Origin of the sequence: Kitasatospora sp. NPDC059747 (genome assembly GCF_042732955.1) — a bacterium.
Taxonomy (GTDB): Bacteria; Actinomycetota; Actinomycetes; order Streptomycetales; family Streptomycetaceae; genus Kitasatospora.
Genome location: NZ_JBHWGV010000133.1, coordinates 1 through 13,462, shown reverse-complemented (window position 1 = coordinate 13,462; position 13,462 = coordinate 1). Strand labels below are relative to the sequence as shown.

The following is a 13,462-nucleotide window of genomic DNA, read 5'->3' as shown; positions in this document are numbered from 1 at the left end:
CGCGGTCGGCGGGGGGGCGGATGACAAAGCCCACTCCGGGGGGGCCGGTCGGAGTAAACCCCACGAATAAACGCCGCCCCCCCCAACCCCGCGGCGGCCCCCCCCCCCCACCGGTGGTGACGGACCGACGGCTCGGGCCCGGTGGGGTATCTCCCCGTCGGCGCCGCACGCGGCCGCCGCTGCCCGCACGGCCGTGCGCCTCATCGCGCGTCGGGCGGGAGCAGGCGGGCCAGGGTGCGGACGGCCCGGTACTGCAGCGTCTTGATGGCGCCCTCGTTCTTGCCCATGATCCGCGCCGTCTCGGCCACCGAGAGCCCTTGCAGGAAGCGGAGCGTGACGCACTCCTGCTGCTGCGGGTTGAGCCGGCGCACCGCGTCGAGCAGGGCCGCGTTGGAGAGCGACTCCAGGACCGACTCCTCCGGGCTGCGCTCGCACTCGTTGGAGTCGAGCATCTCGCCGGTGGTGACCTCCAGCCGGAAGCGGCTGGACTTGAAGTGGTCGGCGACCAGGTTGCGGGCGATCGTCACGAGCCAGGCGCCGAAGTCGCGGCCCTGCCAGGTGAAGGTGCCGATCCGGCGCAGGGCGCGCAGGAACGTCTCGCTGGTGAGGTCCTCGGCGGTGGCCCGGCTGCCGACCCGGTAGTAGATGTACCGGTAGACGGTGTCCGAGTAGTGGTCGTAGAGGCGCCCGAAGGCCTCGCTCTCGCCGGCCTGGGCCCGCTCGACCAGCTCCATGATCGGGTTGTGCTCGGTCTCGTAGCCCGGGGTGGGCGCGGTGCGCGTCCGGCTGCGGCCGACGCCGGTGGTGCCGGTGCGGCCGCGGGAGCCGGTGCCGGCCGAGCCGGCCGCGGTGGTGCGCAGCGCGAGCCCGGGGGCCGGCTGGGGCCCGAGCGCCGCCCCGGCCGGGACGAGCTGGGGCGAGACGGCGAGCTGGCTGAGGAGCAGGCTGCGCAGCAGGTCGAGGCCGGTGGAGATCTGCCGGGTGGTGACCGGGCGACCGCGGAGGCCGGTGCGGGGGCGCAGGGGCGCGGACGACGGGCGGGAGGGTGCAGGCGCGTCGTTCCGGACGGGTGGGTACACGGGACTCCCAGAGGCAGAACTGTGGACGGATCACCTCCGCCTGCGCGGAGAGCACGCCACCATGGCCCGTTCGGACGGGGCGGTCGGGTGACGCGCATCCAGGAGAGAATAACGCTTTGTGCAATGACAGCTACACCGTGTGGTCGAAGTGGTCGCTTGGGATCCATTTCGCGTGCATATTCGGCTGACACTGACCGATCGTGTCACCGTTCATCCGGCCCAACGTGACCGAACGAGCGCTCAGGGTGACCAATTCGGCGGTCCGGTGGGCGGTTTCCCTGCCTTGGGGCTCGGTAATCGCCGACTTTCCCGGTCTGGCGAACGATCAGAACCGGTCAGCGGGTATCAGGTTCGGGCAGCGGGGTCGGACGGCCCTGCCGTGGACCGGAGTTCGCCCGTACGAGGGGCCAGGTCAGCGGCCCTGTTGACGTCTGGTCACCCGTGAAGGGGAAGGCCGTGCGAGGGAGTTCGGAGCGGCTCCGACGGCAACTCGCGCGCGTCGGGGAGTGGCGGAACGTGCGCGGGATCACGCGCGGCGGCGTCGCCGGTGCAGCGCGACCCCGGCGGCCGTCGCGCCCGCGAGCACGCCGAGCGCGGCCGCGGCCGGCAACCCGATCCTGGCCGCCTTCCGCCCGGTGCGGAAGTCCCGCACCCGCCAGCCCTGGGCGCGCGCGTGCCGGCGCAGCGCGCCGTCCGGGTTCACCACGTACGGGTGGCCGACCAGGGAGAGCATCGGGATGTCGTTGGCCGAGTCGCTGTACGCGGCGCAGCGGTCGAGGTCGAGCCGCTCGCGTCTGGCGAGTGCGGAGACCGCGGCGGCCTTGGCGGGGCCGTGCAGCAGCTCGCCGACCAGCCGGCCGGTGTAGAGCCCGTCGCGGGCCTCGGCGACGGTGCCGAGCGCTCCGGTCATGCCGAGCCGCCGGGCGATCACCCGGGCCACCTCCAGCGGGGCGGCGGTGACCAGCCAGACCCGCTGGCCGGCGTCGAGGTGCATCTGGACCAGGGCACGGGTGCCGGGCCAGATCTTGTCGGCGACGACGTCCTCGAAGACCTCCTCGCAGAGTGCCTCCAGCTCGGCGGTGGCCTTGCCGGCGACGAGGCCGAGCGCGGTGTGCTGGGCGTCCGAGATGTGGTCCGGGTCCTCGGCGCCGTGCAGCCGGAACCAGGCCTGCTGCCAGGCGAAGCGGGCGATGTCGCGGCGGGTGAGGAAGCCGTGGCGGTAGAGGCCGACGCCGAGGTAGAAGATCGCGGCGCCGCGCAGGATGGTGTTGTCGCAGTCGAAGAAGGCGGCGGCGTGCGGGTCCCCGGGCTCGGGGGTGTGGTTGCCGGCGGGTGCCTTGGGGGCCTTCCCGGGCCTGCCGGGGGCCGTGCCGGTGGCCGTGGCGGGTGCGCCGGGGGTGTCGGCGGCGGTGTCCGCGAGGGCTCCGGCCGGCTCGGGCTCGGCGCGCAGGGCGGCCTCCGCCGCCTCGGCCGCGGCCTCGCCCGCGAGGGCGGTCAGCTCGGTGGTGGGGCGCCTTGCGCGGGTGAGCCTTCGGAGCACGGCCATGTCATCGAGCATAGCCAGCCGGGCGCGCAGCGGCCGTGACGGCGGCGTGCCCGTGCGGTGAACAGAGCGCTGCGCGGCCGGGCGCGGGGCCGCCGCGGGCGGGGCGGACAATGGCCGGGTGAGCCCACTGCTGCGACGTGACAAGAGCCCGAAGCCGTCCCCGGCGGACCGTACCGTGACCCTGGTCGGCAAGCCCGGGTGCCACCTGTGCGACGACGCCCGGGAGGTGATCGTCCGGGTGACGGGGGAGCTGGGCGCGGCCTTCGAGGAGAAGGACATCACCCAGGACGAGGAGCTGTACCGGCTGTACTGGGAGCAGATCCCGGTGACGCTGATCGACGGCCGCCAGCACGACTTCTGGCGGGTGGACGAGCGCCGCCTGCGCGCCGCGCTGGGCGGCTGACCCCCCTCCGCCGCCTTTTCCCGGGCTCCGGCCGTCCCCCCCGCCGACCGGCGGGGGCGAGTCGCCGAATCGTTGCCAAACCCACTCCGAACCGGCGATGTCGGAGCGTGTTCGTCGGCTTACGATCGAACTCGTTTGCGCCCGTGGGGGGCTGAGCACACGAGGAGTGCCGCCATGCTTCCCGGTCCCACCCCCGCGCCCTCCGAAGCCCCGGACGGTGCCGGGGCCCAGGGCTTCGCCGTGGTGGACGTGGAGGCGACCGGCCGGAGCCCGTGGCGGCACCGGGTGGTCGAGATCGCGGTGGTCCTGCTGGACGGCGAGCTGCGCCCGGAGGGCGAGTTCGCGACCCTGCTCGACCCGCTGGGCCCGGTCGGCCCGACCCACGTGCACCGCATAAGCCAGGCGGACGTCGAGGGCGCCCCGCGCTTCCGGGAGATCGCGCCGCGGCTGCTGGAGCTGCTGGCCGGCCGGGTGCTGGTGGGGCACCACGTGAGCTGCGACCACGCCTTCCTGGACCGTGAGTTCGCCCGCATCGGCGTGCCGCTGCCGCCCGTCCCGCTGCTGTGCACGATGCGGCTGGCCCGCGCGCTCCTGCCGGAGGCCCGCGGCCACGGCCTGGCGGCCTGCGTGGAGGCGGCCGGCCTCGGCTGGTACCCGGCGCACACCGCGCTCGGCGACGCCCGGGTGACCGCCGAGCTGCTGCGCCACTGCGTGGGCGTCCCGGGCGGCCCGCCGGACGACCTGGCGCCGGACGACCTGGCGGGGGCGCTGCGCGAGGCGGCCCTGGTGCCGTGGCCGCGGCTGGGCCGGGCCCGTTCCCGCCCGTCCGGGGCGGCCGTCCCGCTGCTGCGCCGGGAGGCGCCGTACGGCCCGTGGCTGCCCGGGGTACCGGCCCCGGCCGTGGTCCTGACGGACTGCGGTGCTATGGGTTCGACGGCGTGATGCGCATCACTGTGCGGGGACAAATCGGACACCATCTTTGTGCACACGTTCACAAACGCATAGCCTGGCTGCCAAAGCCCAGCTTCACCCACAGGAGCACCGTGGCAATCGGCCGATCACCACAGAGCAGTTCGCAGACGCCCGACCAGGGCGCCACGCGCCGACCCTCGCGTGCCCGGGGCATCCCGGAGGCGACCGTCGCCCGCCTGCCCCTCTACCTGCGGGCCCTCACCGCGCTCTCCGAGCGCTCGGTGCCGACCGTCTCCTCCGAGGAGCTGGCCGCCGCGGCCGGGGTCAACTCCGCCAAGCTGCGCAAGGACTTCTCCTACCTCGGCTCCTACGGCACCCGCGGTGTCGGCTACGACGTCGAGTACCTCGTCTACCAGATCTCCCGCGAGCTCGGCCTGACCCAGGACTGGCCGGTCGTCATCGTCGGCATCGGGAACCTCGGCCACGCCCTCGCGAACTACGGCGGCTTCGCCTCCCGCGGTTTCCGGGTCGCCGCCCTGCTGGACGCCGACCCGAACGTCGTCGGTTCCACGGCGGCCGGGCTGCCGGTGCGCCACATGGACGAGCTGGAGTCGATCGTCGAGAGCCAGCACGTCTCGATCGGTGTCATCACCACCCCGCCCGGTGCCGCCCAGCAGGTCTGCGACCGCCTGGTCGAGGCCGGCGTCACCAGCATCCTCAACTTCGCCCCGACCGTGCTGACCGTCCCGGACGGCGTGGACGTGCGCAAGGTGGACCTCTCCATCGAGCTGCAGATCCTGGCCTTCCACGAGCAGCGCAAGGCCGGCGAGGAGCCCGACCGCACCGAGTCGGTGCTGGACCGCGCCCCCGGCCCGGTCCGCGCCGCGGCCGCCAAGCTGCGCCGCGCGGCCGGCGGCAACGGCAAGGGCCGCGCCGAGACCACCGCCAAGGACCAGGCCGAGCAGGCCAAGGGCAAGCCGGCCAAGGGCGGCGAGGGCGATCTGTCCGCGGTGATGCCCGCATGAACACGAAGATCTGTGGGGGGCGGGCGTGAGTCTTCTCGTCGTAGGACTGAGCCACCGGACGGCCCCGGTCGGCGTGCTGGAGCGCGCCGCGCTGACCGGTGACGCGCCGACCCGGCTGCTGCACGACGCCGCGGCCACCGCGACCGTCGCCGAGGCCGCGCTGCTCAACACCTGCAACCGGATCGAGCTGTACGCGGACGTCGACAAGTTCCACGCCGGCGTCGCCGAGCTGTCCCTGCTCCTGGCCCACCACAGCGGCGTGGACCTGGAGGAGCTGACCCCCCACCTCTACGTCCACTACGAGGACCGCGCCGTCCACCACCTCTTCTCGGTGGCCTGCGGCCTGGACTCGATGGTCGTCGGCGAGGGCCAGATCCTCGGCCAGCTGCGCGACGCGCTCGCCAAGGCCCAGGAGGAGCACACCGCCGGGCGCGACCTGAACGAGCTGTTCCAGCAGGCGCTGCGGGTCGGCAAGCGGGCGCACAGCGAGACCGGCATCGACAAGGCCGGCCAGTCGCTGGTGACCTTCGGCCTGGAGCAGGTCGCGGCCGGCGCGGGCGAGATCGCCGGCAAGCGGGCCCTGGTGGTCGGCGCCGGCTCGATGAGCTCGCTGGCCGCCGCGACCCTGGTCCGCTCCGGCGTCACCGACCTGCTGGTCGCCAACCGGACGCCCGCGCGCGCCGAGCGCCTGGTCGAGATCCTCGGCCCGGGCGTGGCCCGCACCCTCGACCTGGCCAAGGTGCCGCAGGCGCTGGCCGACGTCGACCTGGTGATCTCCTGCACCGGCGCGGCCGGCGTGGTGATCCGCGCCGAGGACGTCGCCGCCGCGGTCGCCCTGCGCCGGGCCGAGCAGCCGCTCGCCCTGCTGGACCTCGCGATGCCGCGCGACGTCGACCACGCGGTGCACGAGCTGCCCGGCGCCCTGCTGGTCGACCTGGAGAGCCTCTCGCACGCGCACGCCGCCAGCCCCGGCGCGGGCGACGTGGACGCCGTCACCCGGATCGTCGCGGACGAGGTCACCGCGTTCGGCGCCGCCCAGCGGGCCGCCCGGATCGCGCCGACCGTCGTCGCGCTGCGGTCGATGGCCTCCGACGTCGTCGCCGCCGAACTCGGCCGGCTGGACTCCCGGCTGCCCGACCTGGACGAGCGCTCGCGCGCCGAGATCACCCAGACCGTCCGGCGGGTCGTCGACAAGCTCCTGCACGCACCCACCGTGCGGGTCAAGCAACTCGCCGCCGAGCCCGGCGGCGCCTCCTACGCGGACGCCCTGCGCGAACTGTTCGACCTCGACCCGGCGGCCGTGCACGCCGTGTCGGGCACGCCCGTCGGCGGCCGGCCCCAGCCCTCGGGCGGGAGCGCCGGATGAACCGTCAGCCATCCCACGAGTACCACCGGGACGATCACCTCATGAATGGTCAACCGATCACGGAGCAGGCTCCGGCCGCCCCCGCCCTGCGGCTCGGCACCCGGCGCAGCGCGCTCGCCATGGCCCAGTCGGGCATGGTCGCCCGCGAGGTGACCAGGCTCACCGGGCGCGCCGTCGAGCTGGTCGAGATCACCACCTACGGCGACACCTCGCGCGAGGCGCTGGCCCAGATCGGCGGCACCGGCGTGTTCGTCTCCGCGCTGCGCGACGCGCTGCTGGAGGGCCGGATCGACTTCGCCGTGCACTCGCTGAAGGACCTGCCCACCGCCGCCCCCGAGGGCCTGGTGCTGGCCGCCGTCCCCGAGCGCGAGGACGTCCGCGACGCCCTGGTCGCCCGCGAGGGCCTGGCCCTGGACGAGCTGGTGGAGAAGCTGGCCGGCGCCGGCCGCCCGGCCCGGATCGGCACCGGCTCCCCGCGCCGGATGGCCCAGCTGAACGCCTGGGCCGCCGCCCGCGGCGCCGCCCTGGAGACCGTCGCGATCCGCGGCAACGTGGACACCCGGATCGGCTACGTCGCCAAGGGCGAGCTGGACGCCGTGGTGCTCGCCACCGCGGGCCTGAACCGGCTCGGCCGCAGCGCCGAGATCTCCCAGCACCTCGACCCCGAGCTGATGATCCCGGCCCCCGGCCAGGGCGCGCTCGCCATCGAGTGCACCAGCGCCGACACTGACCTCGCCGCCGCGCTCGCCGCCCTCGACCACGCCCCCACGCGGGTCGAGGTGGCCGCCGAGCGGGCGCTGCTGGCCGCCCTGGAGGCCGGCTGCTCGGCGCCGGTGGCCGGGCTGGCCACCTGGGGCCGGCCGAACGAACTGCGGCTGGAGGGCGTGGTCGGCACCACCGACGGCGCCACCCTGCTGAAGATGTCCGCCAACGGTCCGATCGTCCTCGACGAGACCGCCGAGCAGCAGGCGACGGCCCTCGGCCGCGCGCTGGCCGCCCGGCTGCTCGACGCGGGCGCGGCCGCCCTGATGGGGGAGCGAGCCCGATGAGCGAGCGAAGCGAGCGAATCATGAAGAGTTGCGCGTTTCGCGAAGAGACCGCCGAGCGCAGCGAGGTGGGCGCATGAGCCCCACCGCCGCCACCGACATCCCGTTCCCGGGCGGCCAGTCCGCCACCGGACGGTGCACCTTCCTGGGCGCGGGCCCCGGGGACCCGGGGCTGCTGACCCTGCGCGCGGTCGAGGTGCTGTCCTCGGCCGACGTCTTGGTCGCCGATCCGCTGACCGCCGCCGCCGTGCGCAGCCACTGCCCGGCCGGAGTGCAGGTGCACACCCCCGGCGCCGAGGGCGTCGAGCTCGACCTGGCCAAGCTGGTCGCCGAGGCCGTGCGGGCCGGCAAGCACGTGGTCCGCACCGTCGACGGCGACCCGGGCCTGGACGGCTGCGCCGCCGAGGAGATGCTCAGCTGCGCGGGCGACGGGATCGCCTTCGAGGTGATCCCGGGCGTCGCCCAGTCGGTCGGCGTGCCGGCCTACGCGGGCGTCCCGCTGCGCGGCTCCGCCGGTGCGGACGTGCGCTTCGTCGACGGCGCAGCGCTGCTGGCCGGCGGCCCGGTCGACCTGGGCGCGCCGGAGACCACCCTGGTGGTCCGCACGACGCTGGGCCAGCTGCCCGCGACCGCCGCCGCACTGGTCTCCAACGGCCGCAAGCCGGAGGCGGCGCTGAGCGCGACGCTGTCCGGCACCACCACGCGCCAGCGCACCTTCACCTCGACCCTGTCCGGCATCGCGGCCGACCTGAAGGCCGCCCGGGTGCTGCCCTCGCCGGTCTCGGCCCCGGTCGACCCGGCCACCTCGGTGATAGCCGTGGTGGGCGAGCAGGTCGCCCACCGCGCCTCGCACTCGTGGTTCGAGACCAAGCCGCTGTTCGGCTGGAACGTCCTCGTGCCGCGCACCAAGGAGCAGGCCCACGGCCTGTCCGAGCAGCTGCGCTCGTACGGCGCGGTGCCGCAGGAGGTGCCGACCATCGCGGTCGAGCCGCCGCGCACCCCGCAGCAGATGGAACGGGCCATCAAGGGCCTGGTGACCGGCCGCTACGAGTGGATCGCGTTCACCTCGGTGAACGCCGTCCGCGCGGTCCGGGAGAAGTTCGAGGAGTACGGCCTGGACGCCCGCGCGTTCGCCGGCATCAAGGTCGCGGCGGTCGGCGAGACCACCGCGCAGGCCCTGGTGGACTTCGGCGTGAAGCCGGACCTGGTGCCCTCCGGCGAGCAGTCCGCGGCCGGCCTGCTGGAGGACTGGCCGCCCTACGACCCGGTGTTCGACCCGATCGACCGGGTGCTGCTGCCGCGCGCCGACATCGCCACCGAGACCCTGGTGGCCGGCCTGGTCGAGCTCGGCTGGGAGGTCGACGACGTGACGGCGTACCGCACGGTGCGCGCCTCGCCGCCGCCGGCCGAGACCCGCGAGGCGATCAAGGGCGGCGGCTTCGACGCGGTGCTCTTCACCTCGTCCTCGACCGTGCGCAACCTGGTCGGCATCGCCGGCAAGCCGCACAACGTCACCGTCATCGCCTGCATCGGCCCGGCCACCGCGAAGACCGCCGAGGAGCACGGCCTGCGGGTCGACGTGATGGCCCCGGCCCCGTCGGCGGCCGCGCTGGCCCAGGCGCTGGCAGACTTCGGGGCCAAGCGCCGCGACACCGCGACCGCTGCCGGTGAGCCGGTCTACCGGCCCAGCGAGCGCCGCCCGGGCTCGCGCCGCAAGGCCCGCTGACCCCTGTCCGGGACCCGGGGGCGGCGATCCCGTCGCCCCCGGAGCTGCACCACCGTTCGGAGAGAGAAGCCGTGTCCGCTGAATTCCCGTACGTTCGCCCCCGCCGGCTGCGCCAGAGCCCGGCGATGCGCCGTCTGGTCGCCGAGACCCGGCTGCACCCGGCGGAGCTGATCCTGCCGCTGTTCGTCCGCGAGGGCGTCAGCGAGCCCGTCCCGGTCGGCTCGATGCCGGGCGTCGTCCAGCACACCCGGGACACCCTGCGCAAGGCCGTGGTCGAGGCCGCCGAGGCCGGGGTCGGCGGCGTCATGCTGTTCGGCGTCCCGCTCGTGCAGGACGCGATCGGCAGCGAGGGCACCAACCCGGACGGCATCCTCCAGCAGGCGATCCGGGACGTCGTCTCCGAGGTCGGCGACTCCCTGGTGGTCATGTCCGACCTGTGCCTGGACGAGTACACCGACCACGGCCACTGCGGCGTGCTGGCCGCCGACGGCAGCGTGGACAACGACGCCACCCTGGAGCGCTACGCCGAGATGGCCCGGGTCCAGGCCGACGCGGGCGTCCACCTGGTCGGCCCGTCCGGCATGATGGACGGCCAGATCGGCGTCGTCCGCCGGGCGCTGGACGAGGCCGGGCACCAGGACACCGGCATCCTCGCCTACACCGCCAAGTACGCCTCGGCCTTCTTCGGCCCGTTCCGCGAGGCGGTCGGCTCCTCGCTCAAGGGCGACCGCAAGGCCTACCAGCAGGACCCGGCCAACGCCCGCGAGTCGCTGCGCGAGCTGGAGCAGGACCTCGCCGAGGGCGCGGACATGGTGATGGTCAAGCCGGCCATGGCCTACCTGGACATCCTGCGCCAGGTCGCCGACGCCTCGCCGGTGCCGGTCGCCGCGTACCAGGTGTCCGGGGAGTACGCGATGGTCGAGGCCGCGGCGGCGAACGGCTGGATCGACCGGGAGCGGATGATCATGGAGACGCTCACCTCGATCCGCCGGGCCGGCGCCCAGCAGATCCTCACCTACTGGGCGGTCGAGGCCGCCGCGATGCTCAAGTAGCCGTCGTTACCCGCCCGCTCGCCTCCGGGCGCGCCCTTCGGCTCGGGGCGGGGACGGCGGAAGGCCGGGCCCCCTCCCCGCGAGGAGGGGGCCCGGCCTTCCGCCGTACGGCCTACCGGAAGTCGTGGACGTGGGCGAAGCCCTCCACGCCGCCGGCCACGTCCTTGGCGGTGGCGGCGCCCCAGCCCTCGCCACCGGTGACGATGTGCGAGGTGTGGGCGACGGCGGCCCACTGGTCGGCCGCGAACACCGGGTCGGCGGAGCCGACGAACTCGCCGCCCCCAGCCAGGCCGACGTGCGCGAACGCCGGGGTGGCGGCACCCGCGAGCGCGAGCGCGGCGGTGGCGGTCAGCGCGACCTTGGCCAGCTTGCTCTTCATGGTTCTGCCCTCTCTTCGGGAGCGCCTCGGCCGGCGCTCTGCCTGTGACACGTGATCACTTCCGGCCGTCCGGCCCGCCGCCCCACGCGCCGGACCGGACGGCCGTTCACCCGGCCGGGCGCGCGCCCGCCGGACACCTCGTCCGTACAGCCCGGAGGGCCCGGGGAGACCAACCTCCCCGGGCCCTCCGTCCGTGCCGTGCCCCTTGATCAGCCGATCAGGTGCGAGACACCCGCGTCGCCCGAGGACTGGGTGTTCTGGCCGACGTTGCAGATCTGCTTCGGGGTGCTGTTCAGGACCGGCACCTCGACCGGAACCGCGACGCCGATGACGGCGACGGCGATGTTGTGGACCTCCGGCAGGCAGATGTTGGCGTTGTCCAGGGTGTGGAAGTTCGGGCTGGCGTTGCCGTGGGTGCCGGTCTGGTTGGTGCCGCCGTTGCCCTGGACCGAGGTGGCGGCGCCGTCCGAGTCGACGATGGCGGAGGCCGAGCCGGCGGACATCGCGATGGCGGCGGCGGCCAGGCCGGCAGCGGTGAGGGACTTCTTGATCATTTCCGGTTTTCCTCTCGAGGGGTGAATCGGGGAGCGATTCGAAGGGATGGTTCAGGAGGCCTGCCCGGGAGCTGCAGGCGGTACGGCTCGGACGGTTCGTCAGCCGACCAGGTGCGAGACGCCGGCGTCGCCGTGGCTCTGGGTGCCCTGGCCCTGGGTGCAGTACTGCTTGCCACCGCTGTTGGCGATCGGGACCTCGACGGGGACGGCCACACCGAGAACGCCGACGGCGATGTTGTGGATCTCGGGGAGGCAGACGTTCGCGTTGTCCAGGAAGTGGAAGTTCGGGCTGTTGTTCCCGACGGTGCCGGTGAAGTTGGTGCCGCCGTTGCCCTCGATGGAGGCGGCGGCGCCGTCCGCGTCACCGATGGCGGTGGCCGGCGCGGCGGCGGCGGCCAGCGCGGCGACGGCCAGGCCGGCGGCGGCGAAGGACTTCTGGATCATGGGGAGATCCCTCTCTGAAAAGCTCTTTGGTTTCCGTGCGTACAACGCGTAGAACGCTCAGACCCGGTCTGCAGTCACTGACGTCCAGATCAAAGAATGACGGCACGGAAGGTTACGGGGATTTTTGAAAAGAGTCCGGGAGGCGCGTCCGGGAGTGGTTTCCGGTCGGATTATTAGGCCGAATCGGTTAACCGCCGCAATCGGTACTCCCGCTCACTCGTTGAGACAGATTGCTTTACGGCTGCGGTACTCGGGTAGCGCGGCCGTACCCCCCTCGGAAGATCTCCAGTACGGACAGGCAGAACGGTGAAAAGCATGAAGTTCTCCAAGCGGGCCGGCGCGATGCTGCTGGCGGTCGGTGCGGGCGTGCTCGCCTCCCAGGGGGCGGCCTCCGCCGCCCCCATGAGCCCCGACCAGGTCGGAGCGCTGGAGGACAAGCTGGCCACCCAGCAGGTCCCCGCGGACATCCCGCTCGCCCCGCTGGACAGCCACCTCACCGCGGGCATCCCCACCTCGCTGGTCATGCCGCCGGCGCCGGGGCGGACCACCAGCACCAGCACCGAGCTGCTCCCCGACCGCCTCGTCCCCGAGCTGCGCACCGGCAAGGTGGGCCCGAGCGCCAAGGCCGAGCTGCCCGTCCCGCTGGTGGACCAGAGCACCGACCTCGGCAAGGTGCTGCTGGACGCCCCCGCGGCGCCGCTGCGCGCCGACACCCCGGGCCTCGCCCTCGGCAAGCCGCTCTCGCTCGCCCAGGACGGCACCGGCCAGCTGGCCGGCGGTCACCTGAAGGTCGACGAGGTGGACCCGCGGCTGGTCACCGGCGCCGTCCAGGCGGTGCCGGGCGCCACGGCGACCCTCGGCAACGAGGACCACCGCCTCTCGGTCACCGACGAGGTGAACGACCTGGCCACGACCACCGCGGCCACCACGACCGGCGTCGTGCAGGAGACCGGGCTCACGGACCTCGCGCAGCTCTGAGTCCTCCGGGCACATGCGAGAGCCCGGCACCCCCGCCTCGTACGGGTGCCGGGCTCTCGCGTGTGCGCGGGCCTCAGCCCGGCAGGACGCCGGTCAGTCCGCCGACCAGCGGGAGGTCCTTGGCGCCGCCCCCGGCGCTCAGCGGACCGGTCAGCGTACCGGTGCCGACCGGCGCGAGGCCCTGGTCGGGCTGCACGGTCGCGCCGTTGTTGAGCACGTCGGCCGAGGAGTTCGCCCACGGGTCCAGGCGCAGGCTCTTGATCGGCGCGACGCCGTAGCCGAGCCCGGAGGTCGTCCCGTTCAGCGCCTGGCCGACGTCCGTCTTCGTCAGCGTGGCCGGGCCGGTCTCCGGGACCGGGTGCGGGGCGGTGGCGGCCTGCGCGGAGCCCGCGCCGAGCAGCACCGCGGCGCCGACGGCGGCGGCCAGCCCGGCCCCGCCCTTCTTCGAAACCATGCGGATCACCCTTCGGTGGATCGGGATCCGGTCGGCCGGCGGCCGGCCGGGAGCAGGGGGCCGTCCGGAGATGCCGAACTGCCCCCCGGCCGGTCGGTCGGGGGGCAGTTCGGCCGGAACGCGTGCCGACCGGAGGATCAGCAGTCGTCCGCGTCGTGGTGCGGGTGCATGTCCACGTTGGCGCAGCTGTTGCCGAAGGCCGGGTTCAGCAGGCCGACCACGTTGATGGAGTTGCCGCACAGGTTGATCGGCACGTGCACCGGGACCTGGATCTGGTTGCCGGAACCGACGCCGGGGGAGCCGGCGGCCACGCCCTCGGCGCCCGAGCTGGCGGCGGCGGAGCCGGCCGCGCCGAGCACCAGGCCGGCGGCGGCGGCGGAGAGGACGGCGACCTTCTTCACGTTCTGCATGGGGGTTGATCTCCTCGATCACACACGGGTGGAGCGTGGCGCGGCCCGCAGCGGGGGCGGGGCGCGAGGACGGGTAAAATCGTTTGCC

At 74.1% G+C, this 13,462-nt stretch carries 15 protein-coding genes; 8 read left to right on the top strand and 7 right to left on the bottom strand.

Going from position 1 to position 13,462, the window contains the following annotated elements; translation table 11 throughout:
• Positions 1 to 200: 200 nt before the first annotated feature.
• Both ACFV4G_RS36990 and ACFV4G_RS36985 read right to left on the bottom strand, forming a co-directional pair.
• On the bottom strand, positions 201 to 1,022 hold the full coding sequence (locus ACFV4G_RS36990) for an ECF subfamily RNA polymerase sigma factor, BldN family (protein ID WP_380446809.1): 822 nt from the start codon (positions 1,020 to 1,022) through the stop codon (positions 201 to 203).
• 583 nt (positions 1,023 to 1,605) lie between these two features.
• Positions 1,606 to 2,625: an HAD-IB family hydrolase gene (locus ACFV4G_RS36985; protein ID WP_380446780.1), complete on the bottom strand. Its 1,020-nt coding sequence runs from the start codon at positions 2,623 to 2,625 to the stop codon at positions 1,606 to 1,608.
• Between the two features lie 118 nt (positions 2,626 to 2,743).
• On the opposite strand from ACFV4G_RS36985, the gene ACFV4G_RS36980 reads away from it, so the two are divergent.
• The 7 genes from ACFV4G_RS36980 to hemB all read left to right on the top strand — a co-directional run bounded on the left by ACFV4G_RS36980 (position 2,744) and on the right by hemB (position 10,155).
• Positions 2,744 to 3,028, top strand: a complete 285-nt coding sequence (locus tag ACFV4G_RS36980) for a glutaredoxin family protein (protein WP_363656471.1) — start codon at positions 2,744 to 2,746, stop codon at positions 3,026 to 3,028.
• A 174-nt stretch (positions 3,029 to 3,202) separates the two neighbouring features.
• On the top strand, positions 3,203 to 3,970 hold the full coding sequence (locus ACFV4G_RS36975; RefSeq protein ID WP_380446777.1) for an exonuclease domain-containing protein: 768 nt from the start codon (positions 3,203 to 3,205) through the stop codon (positions 3,968 to 3,970).
• Between the two features lie 101 nt (positions 3,971 to 4,071).
• The gene (locus ACFV4G_RS36970) at positions 4,072 to 4,965 is read left to right on the top strand and encodes a redox-sensing transcriptional repressor Rex (protein WP_380446775.1); all 894 of its coding nucleotides are present in this window, start codon (positions 4,072 to 4,074) and stop codon (positions 4,963 to 4,965) included.
• 25 nt (positions 4,966 to 4,990) lie between these two features.
• Positions 4,991 to 6,331: a glutamyl-tRNA reductase gene (locus tag ACFV4G_RS36965; protein ID WP_380446772.1), complete on the top strand. Its 1,341-nt coding sequence runs from the start codon at positions 4,991 to 4,993 to the stop codon at positions 6,329 to 6,331.
• A gap of 41 nt (positions 6,332 to 6,372) precedes the next feature.
• Positions 6,373 to 7,380 (top strand): hydroxymethylbilane synthase, encoded by a 1,008-nt coding sequence (gene hemC / locus ACFV4G_RS36960; RefSeq protein ID WP_380446770.1) that lies wholly within the window; start codon positions 6,373 to 6,375, stop codon positions 7,378 to 7,380.
• A gap of 73 nt (positions 7,381 to 7,453) precedes the next feature.
• Positions 7,454 to 9,103, top strand: coding sequence for a uroporphyrinogen-III synthase (locus ACFV4G_RS36955; RefSeq protein ID WP_380446767.1), 1,650 nt, complete (start codon positions 7,454 to 7,456; stop codon positions 9,101 to 9,103).
• A gap of 71 nt (positions 9,104 to 9,174) precedes the next feature.
• Positions 9,175 to 10,155, top strand: coding sequence for a porphobilinogen synthase (gene hemB / locus ACFV4G_RS36950; protein WP_380446765.1), 981 nt, complete (start codon positions 9,175 to 9,177; stop codon positions 10,153 to 10,155).
• Positions 10,156 to 10,267: 112 nt separating this feature from the next.
• Here hemB and ACFV4G_RS36945 read toward each other — a convergent pair whose 3' ends face one another.
• The 3 genes from ACFV4G_RS36945 to ACFV4G_RS36935 all read right to left on the bottom strand — a co-directional run bounded on the left by ACFV4G_RS36945 (position 10,268) and on the right by ACFV4G_RS36935 (position 11,532).
• Positions 10,268 to 10,534, bottom strand: a complete 267-nt coding sequence (locus ACFV4G_RS36945) for a hypothetical protein (protein ID WP_380446762.1) — start codon at positions 10,532 to 10,534, stop codon at positions 10,268 to 10,270.
• Positions 10,535 to 10,743: 209 nt separating this feature from the next.
• Positions 10,744 to 11,088: a rodlet layer protein gene (locus ACFV4G_RS36940; protein ID WP_380446759.1), complete on the bottom strand. Its 345-nt coding sequence runs from the start codon at positions 11,086 to 11,088 to the stop codon at positions 10,744 to 10,746.
• A gap of 99 nt (positions 11,089 to 11,187) precedes the next feature.
• Positions 11,188 to 11,532, bottom strand: coding sequence for a rodlet layer protein (locus ACFV4G_RS36935; RefSeq protein WP_329929036.1), 345 nt, complete (start codon positions 11,530 to 11,532; stop codon positions 11,188 to 11,190).
• A 315-nt stretch (positions 11,533 to 11,847) separates the two neighbouring features.
• Between ACFV4G_RS36935 and ACFV4G_RS36930 the strand changes: the two genes are divergently transcribed.
• Positions 11,848 to 12,510, top strand: coding sequence for a hypothetical protein (locus ACFV4G_RS36930; RefSeq protein WP_380446756.1), 663 nt, complete (start codon positions 11,848 to 11,850; stop codon positions 12,508 to 12,510).
• A gap of 73 nt (positions 12,511 to 12,583) precedes the next feature.
• On the opposite strand, the gene ACFV4G_RS36925 is transcribed toward ACFV4G_RS36930, so the two are convergent.
• Positions 12,584 to 12,964 (bottom strand): hypothetical protein, encoded by a 381-nt coding sequence (locus ACFV4G_RS36925; protein ID WP_380446753.1) that lies wholly within the window; start codon positions 12,962 to 12,964, stop codon positions 12,584 to 12,586.
• A 137-nt stretch (positions 12,965 to 13,101) separates the two neighbouring features.
• Positions 13,102 to 13,374 (bottom strand): chaplin, encoded by a 273-nt coding sequence (locus ACFV4G_RS36920; RefSeq protein WP_380446751.1) that lies wholly within the window; start codon positions 13,372 to 13,374, stop codon positions 13,102 to 13,104.
• Positions 13,375 to 13,462 lie beyond the last annotated feature (88 nt).

What these genes read in the sequence shown, in the direction of transcription:
- ACFV4G_RS36975 (WP_380446777.1), top strand. Translation starts at nt 3,203, where the DNA reads ATGCTTCCCGGTCCCACCCCCGCGCCCTCCGAAGCCCCGGACGGTGCC.
- ACFV4G_RS36925 (WP_380446753.1), bottom strand. Translation starts at nt 12,964, where the DNA reads ATGGTTTCGAAGAAGGGCGGGGCCGGGCTGGCCGCCGCCGTCGGCGCC.
- hemC (WP_380446770.1), top strand. Translation starts at nt 6,373, where the DNA reads ATGAATGGTCAACCGATCACGGAGCAGGCTCCGGCCGCCCCCGCCCTG.
- ACFV4G_RS36930 (WP_380446756.1), top strand. Translation starts at nt 11,848, where the DNA reads ATGAAGTTCTCCAAGCGGGCCGGCGCGATGCTGCTGGCGGTCGGTGCG.
- ACFV4G_RS36985 (WP_380446780.1), bottom strand. Translation starts at nt 2,625, where the DNA reads ATGGCCGTGCTCCGAAGGCTCACCCGCGCAAGGCGCCCCACCACCGAG.
- ACFV4G_RS36935 (WP_329929036.1), bottom strand. Translation starts at nt 11,532, where the DNA reads ATGATCCAGAAGTCCTTCGCCGCCGCCGGCCTGGCCGTCGCCGCGCTG.
- ACFV4G_RS36940 (WP_380446759.1), bottom strand. Translation starts at nt 11,088, where the DNA reads ATGATCAAGAAGTCCCTCACCGCTGCCGGCCTGGCCGCCGCCGCCATC.
- ACFV4G_RS36955 (WP_380446767.1), top strand. Translation starts at nt 7,454, where the DNA reads ATGAGCCCCACCGCCGCCACCGACATCCCGTTCCCGGGCGGCCAGTCC.
- ACFV4G_RS36920 (WP_380446751.1), bottom strand. Translation starts at nt 13,374, where the DNA reads ATGCAGAACGTGAAGAAGGTCGCCGTCCTCTCCGCCGCCGCCGCCGGC.
- ACFV4G_RS36945 (WP_380446762.1), bottom strand. Translation starts at nt 10,534, where the DNA reads ATGAAGAGCAAGCTGGCCAAGGTCGCGCTGACCGCCACCGCCGCGCTC.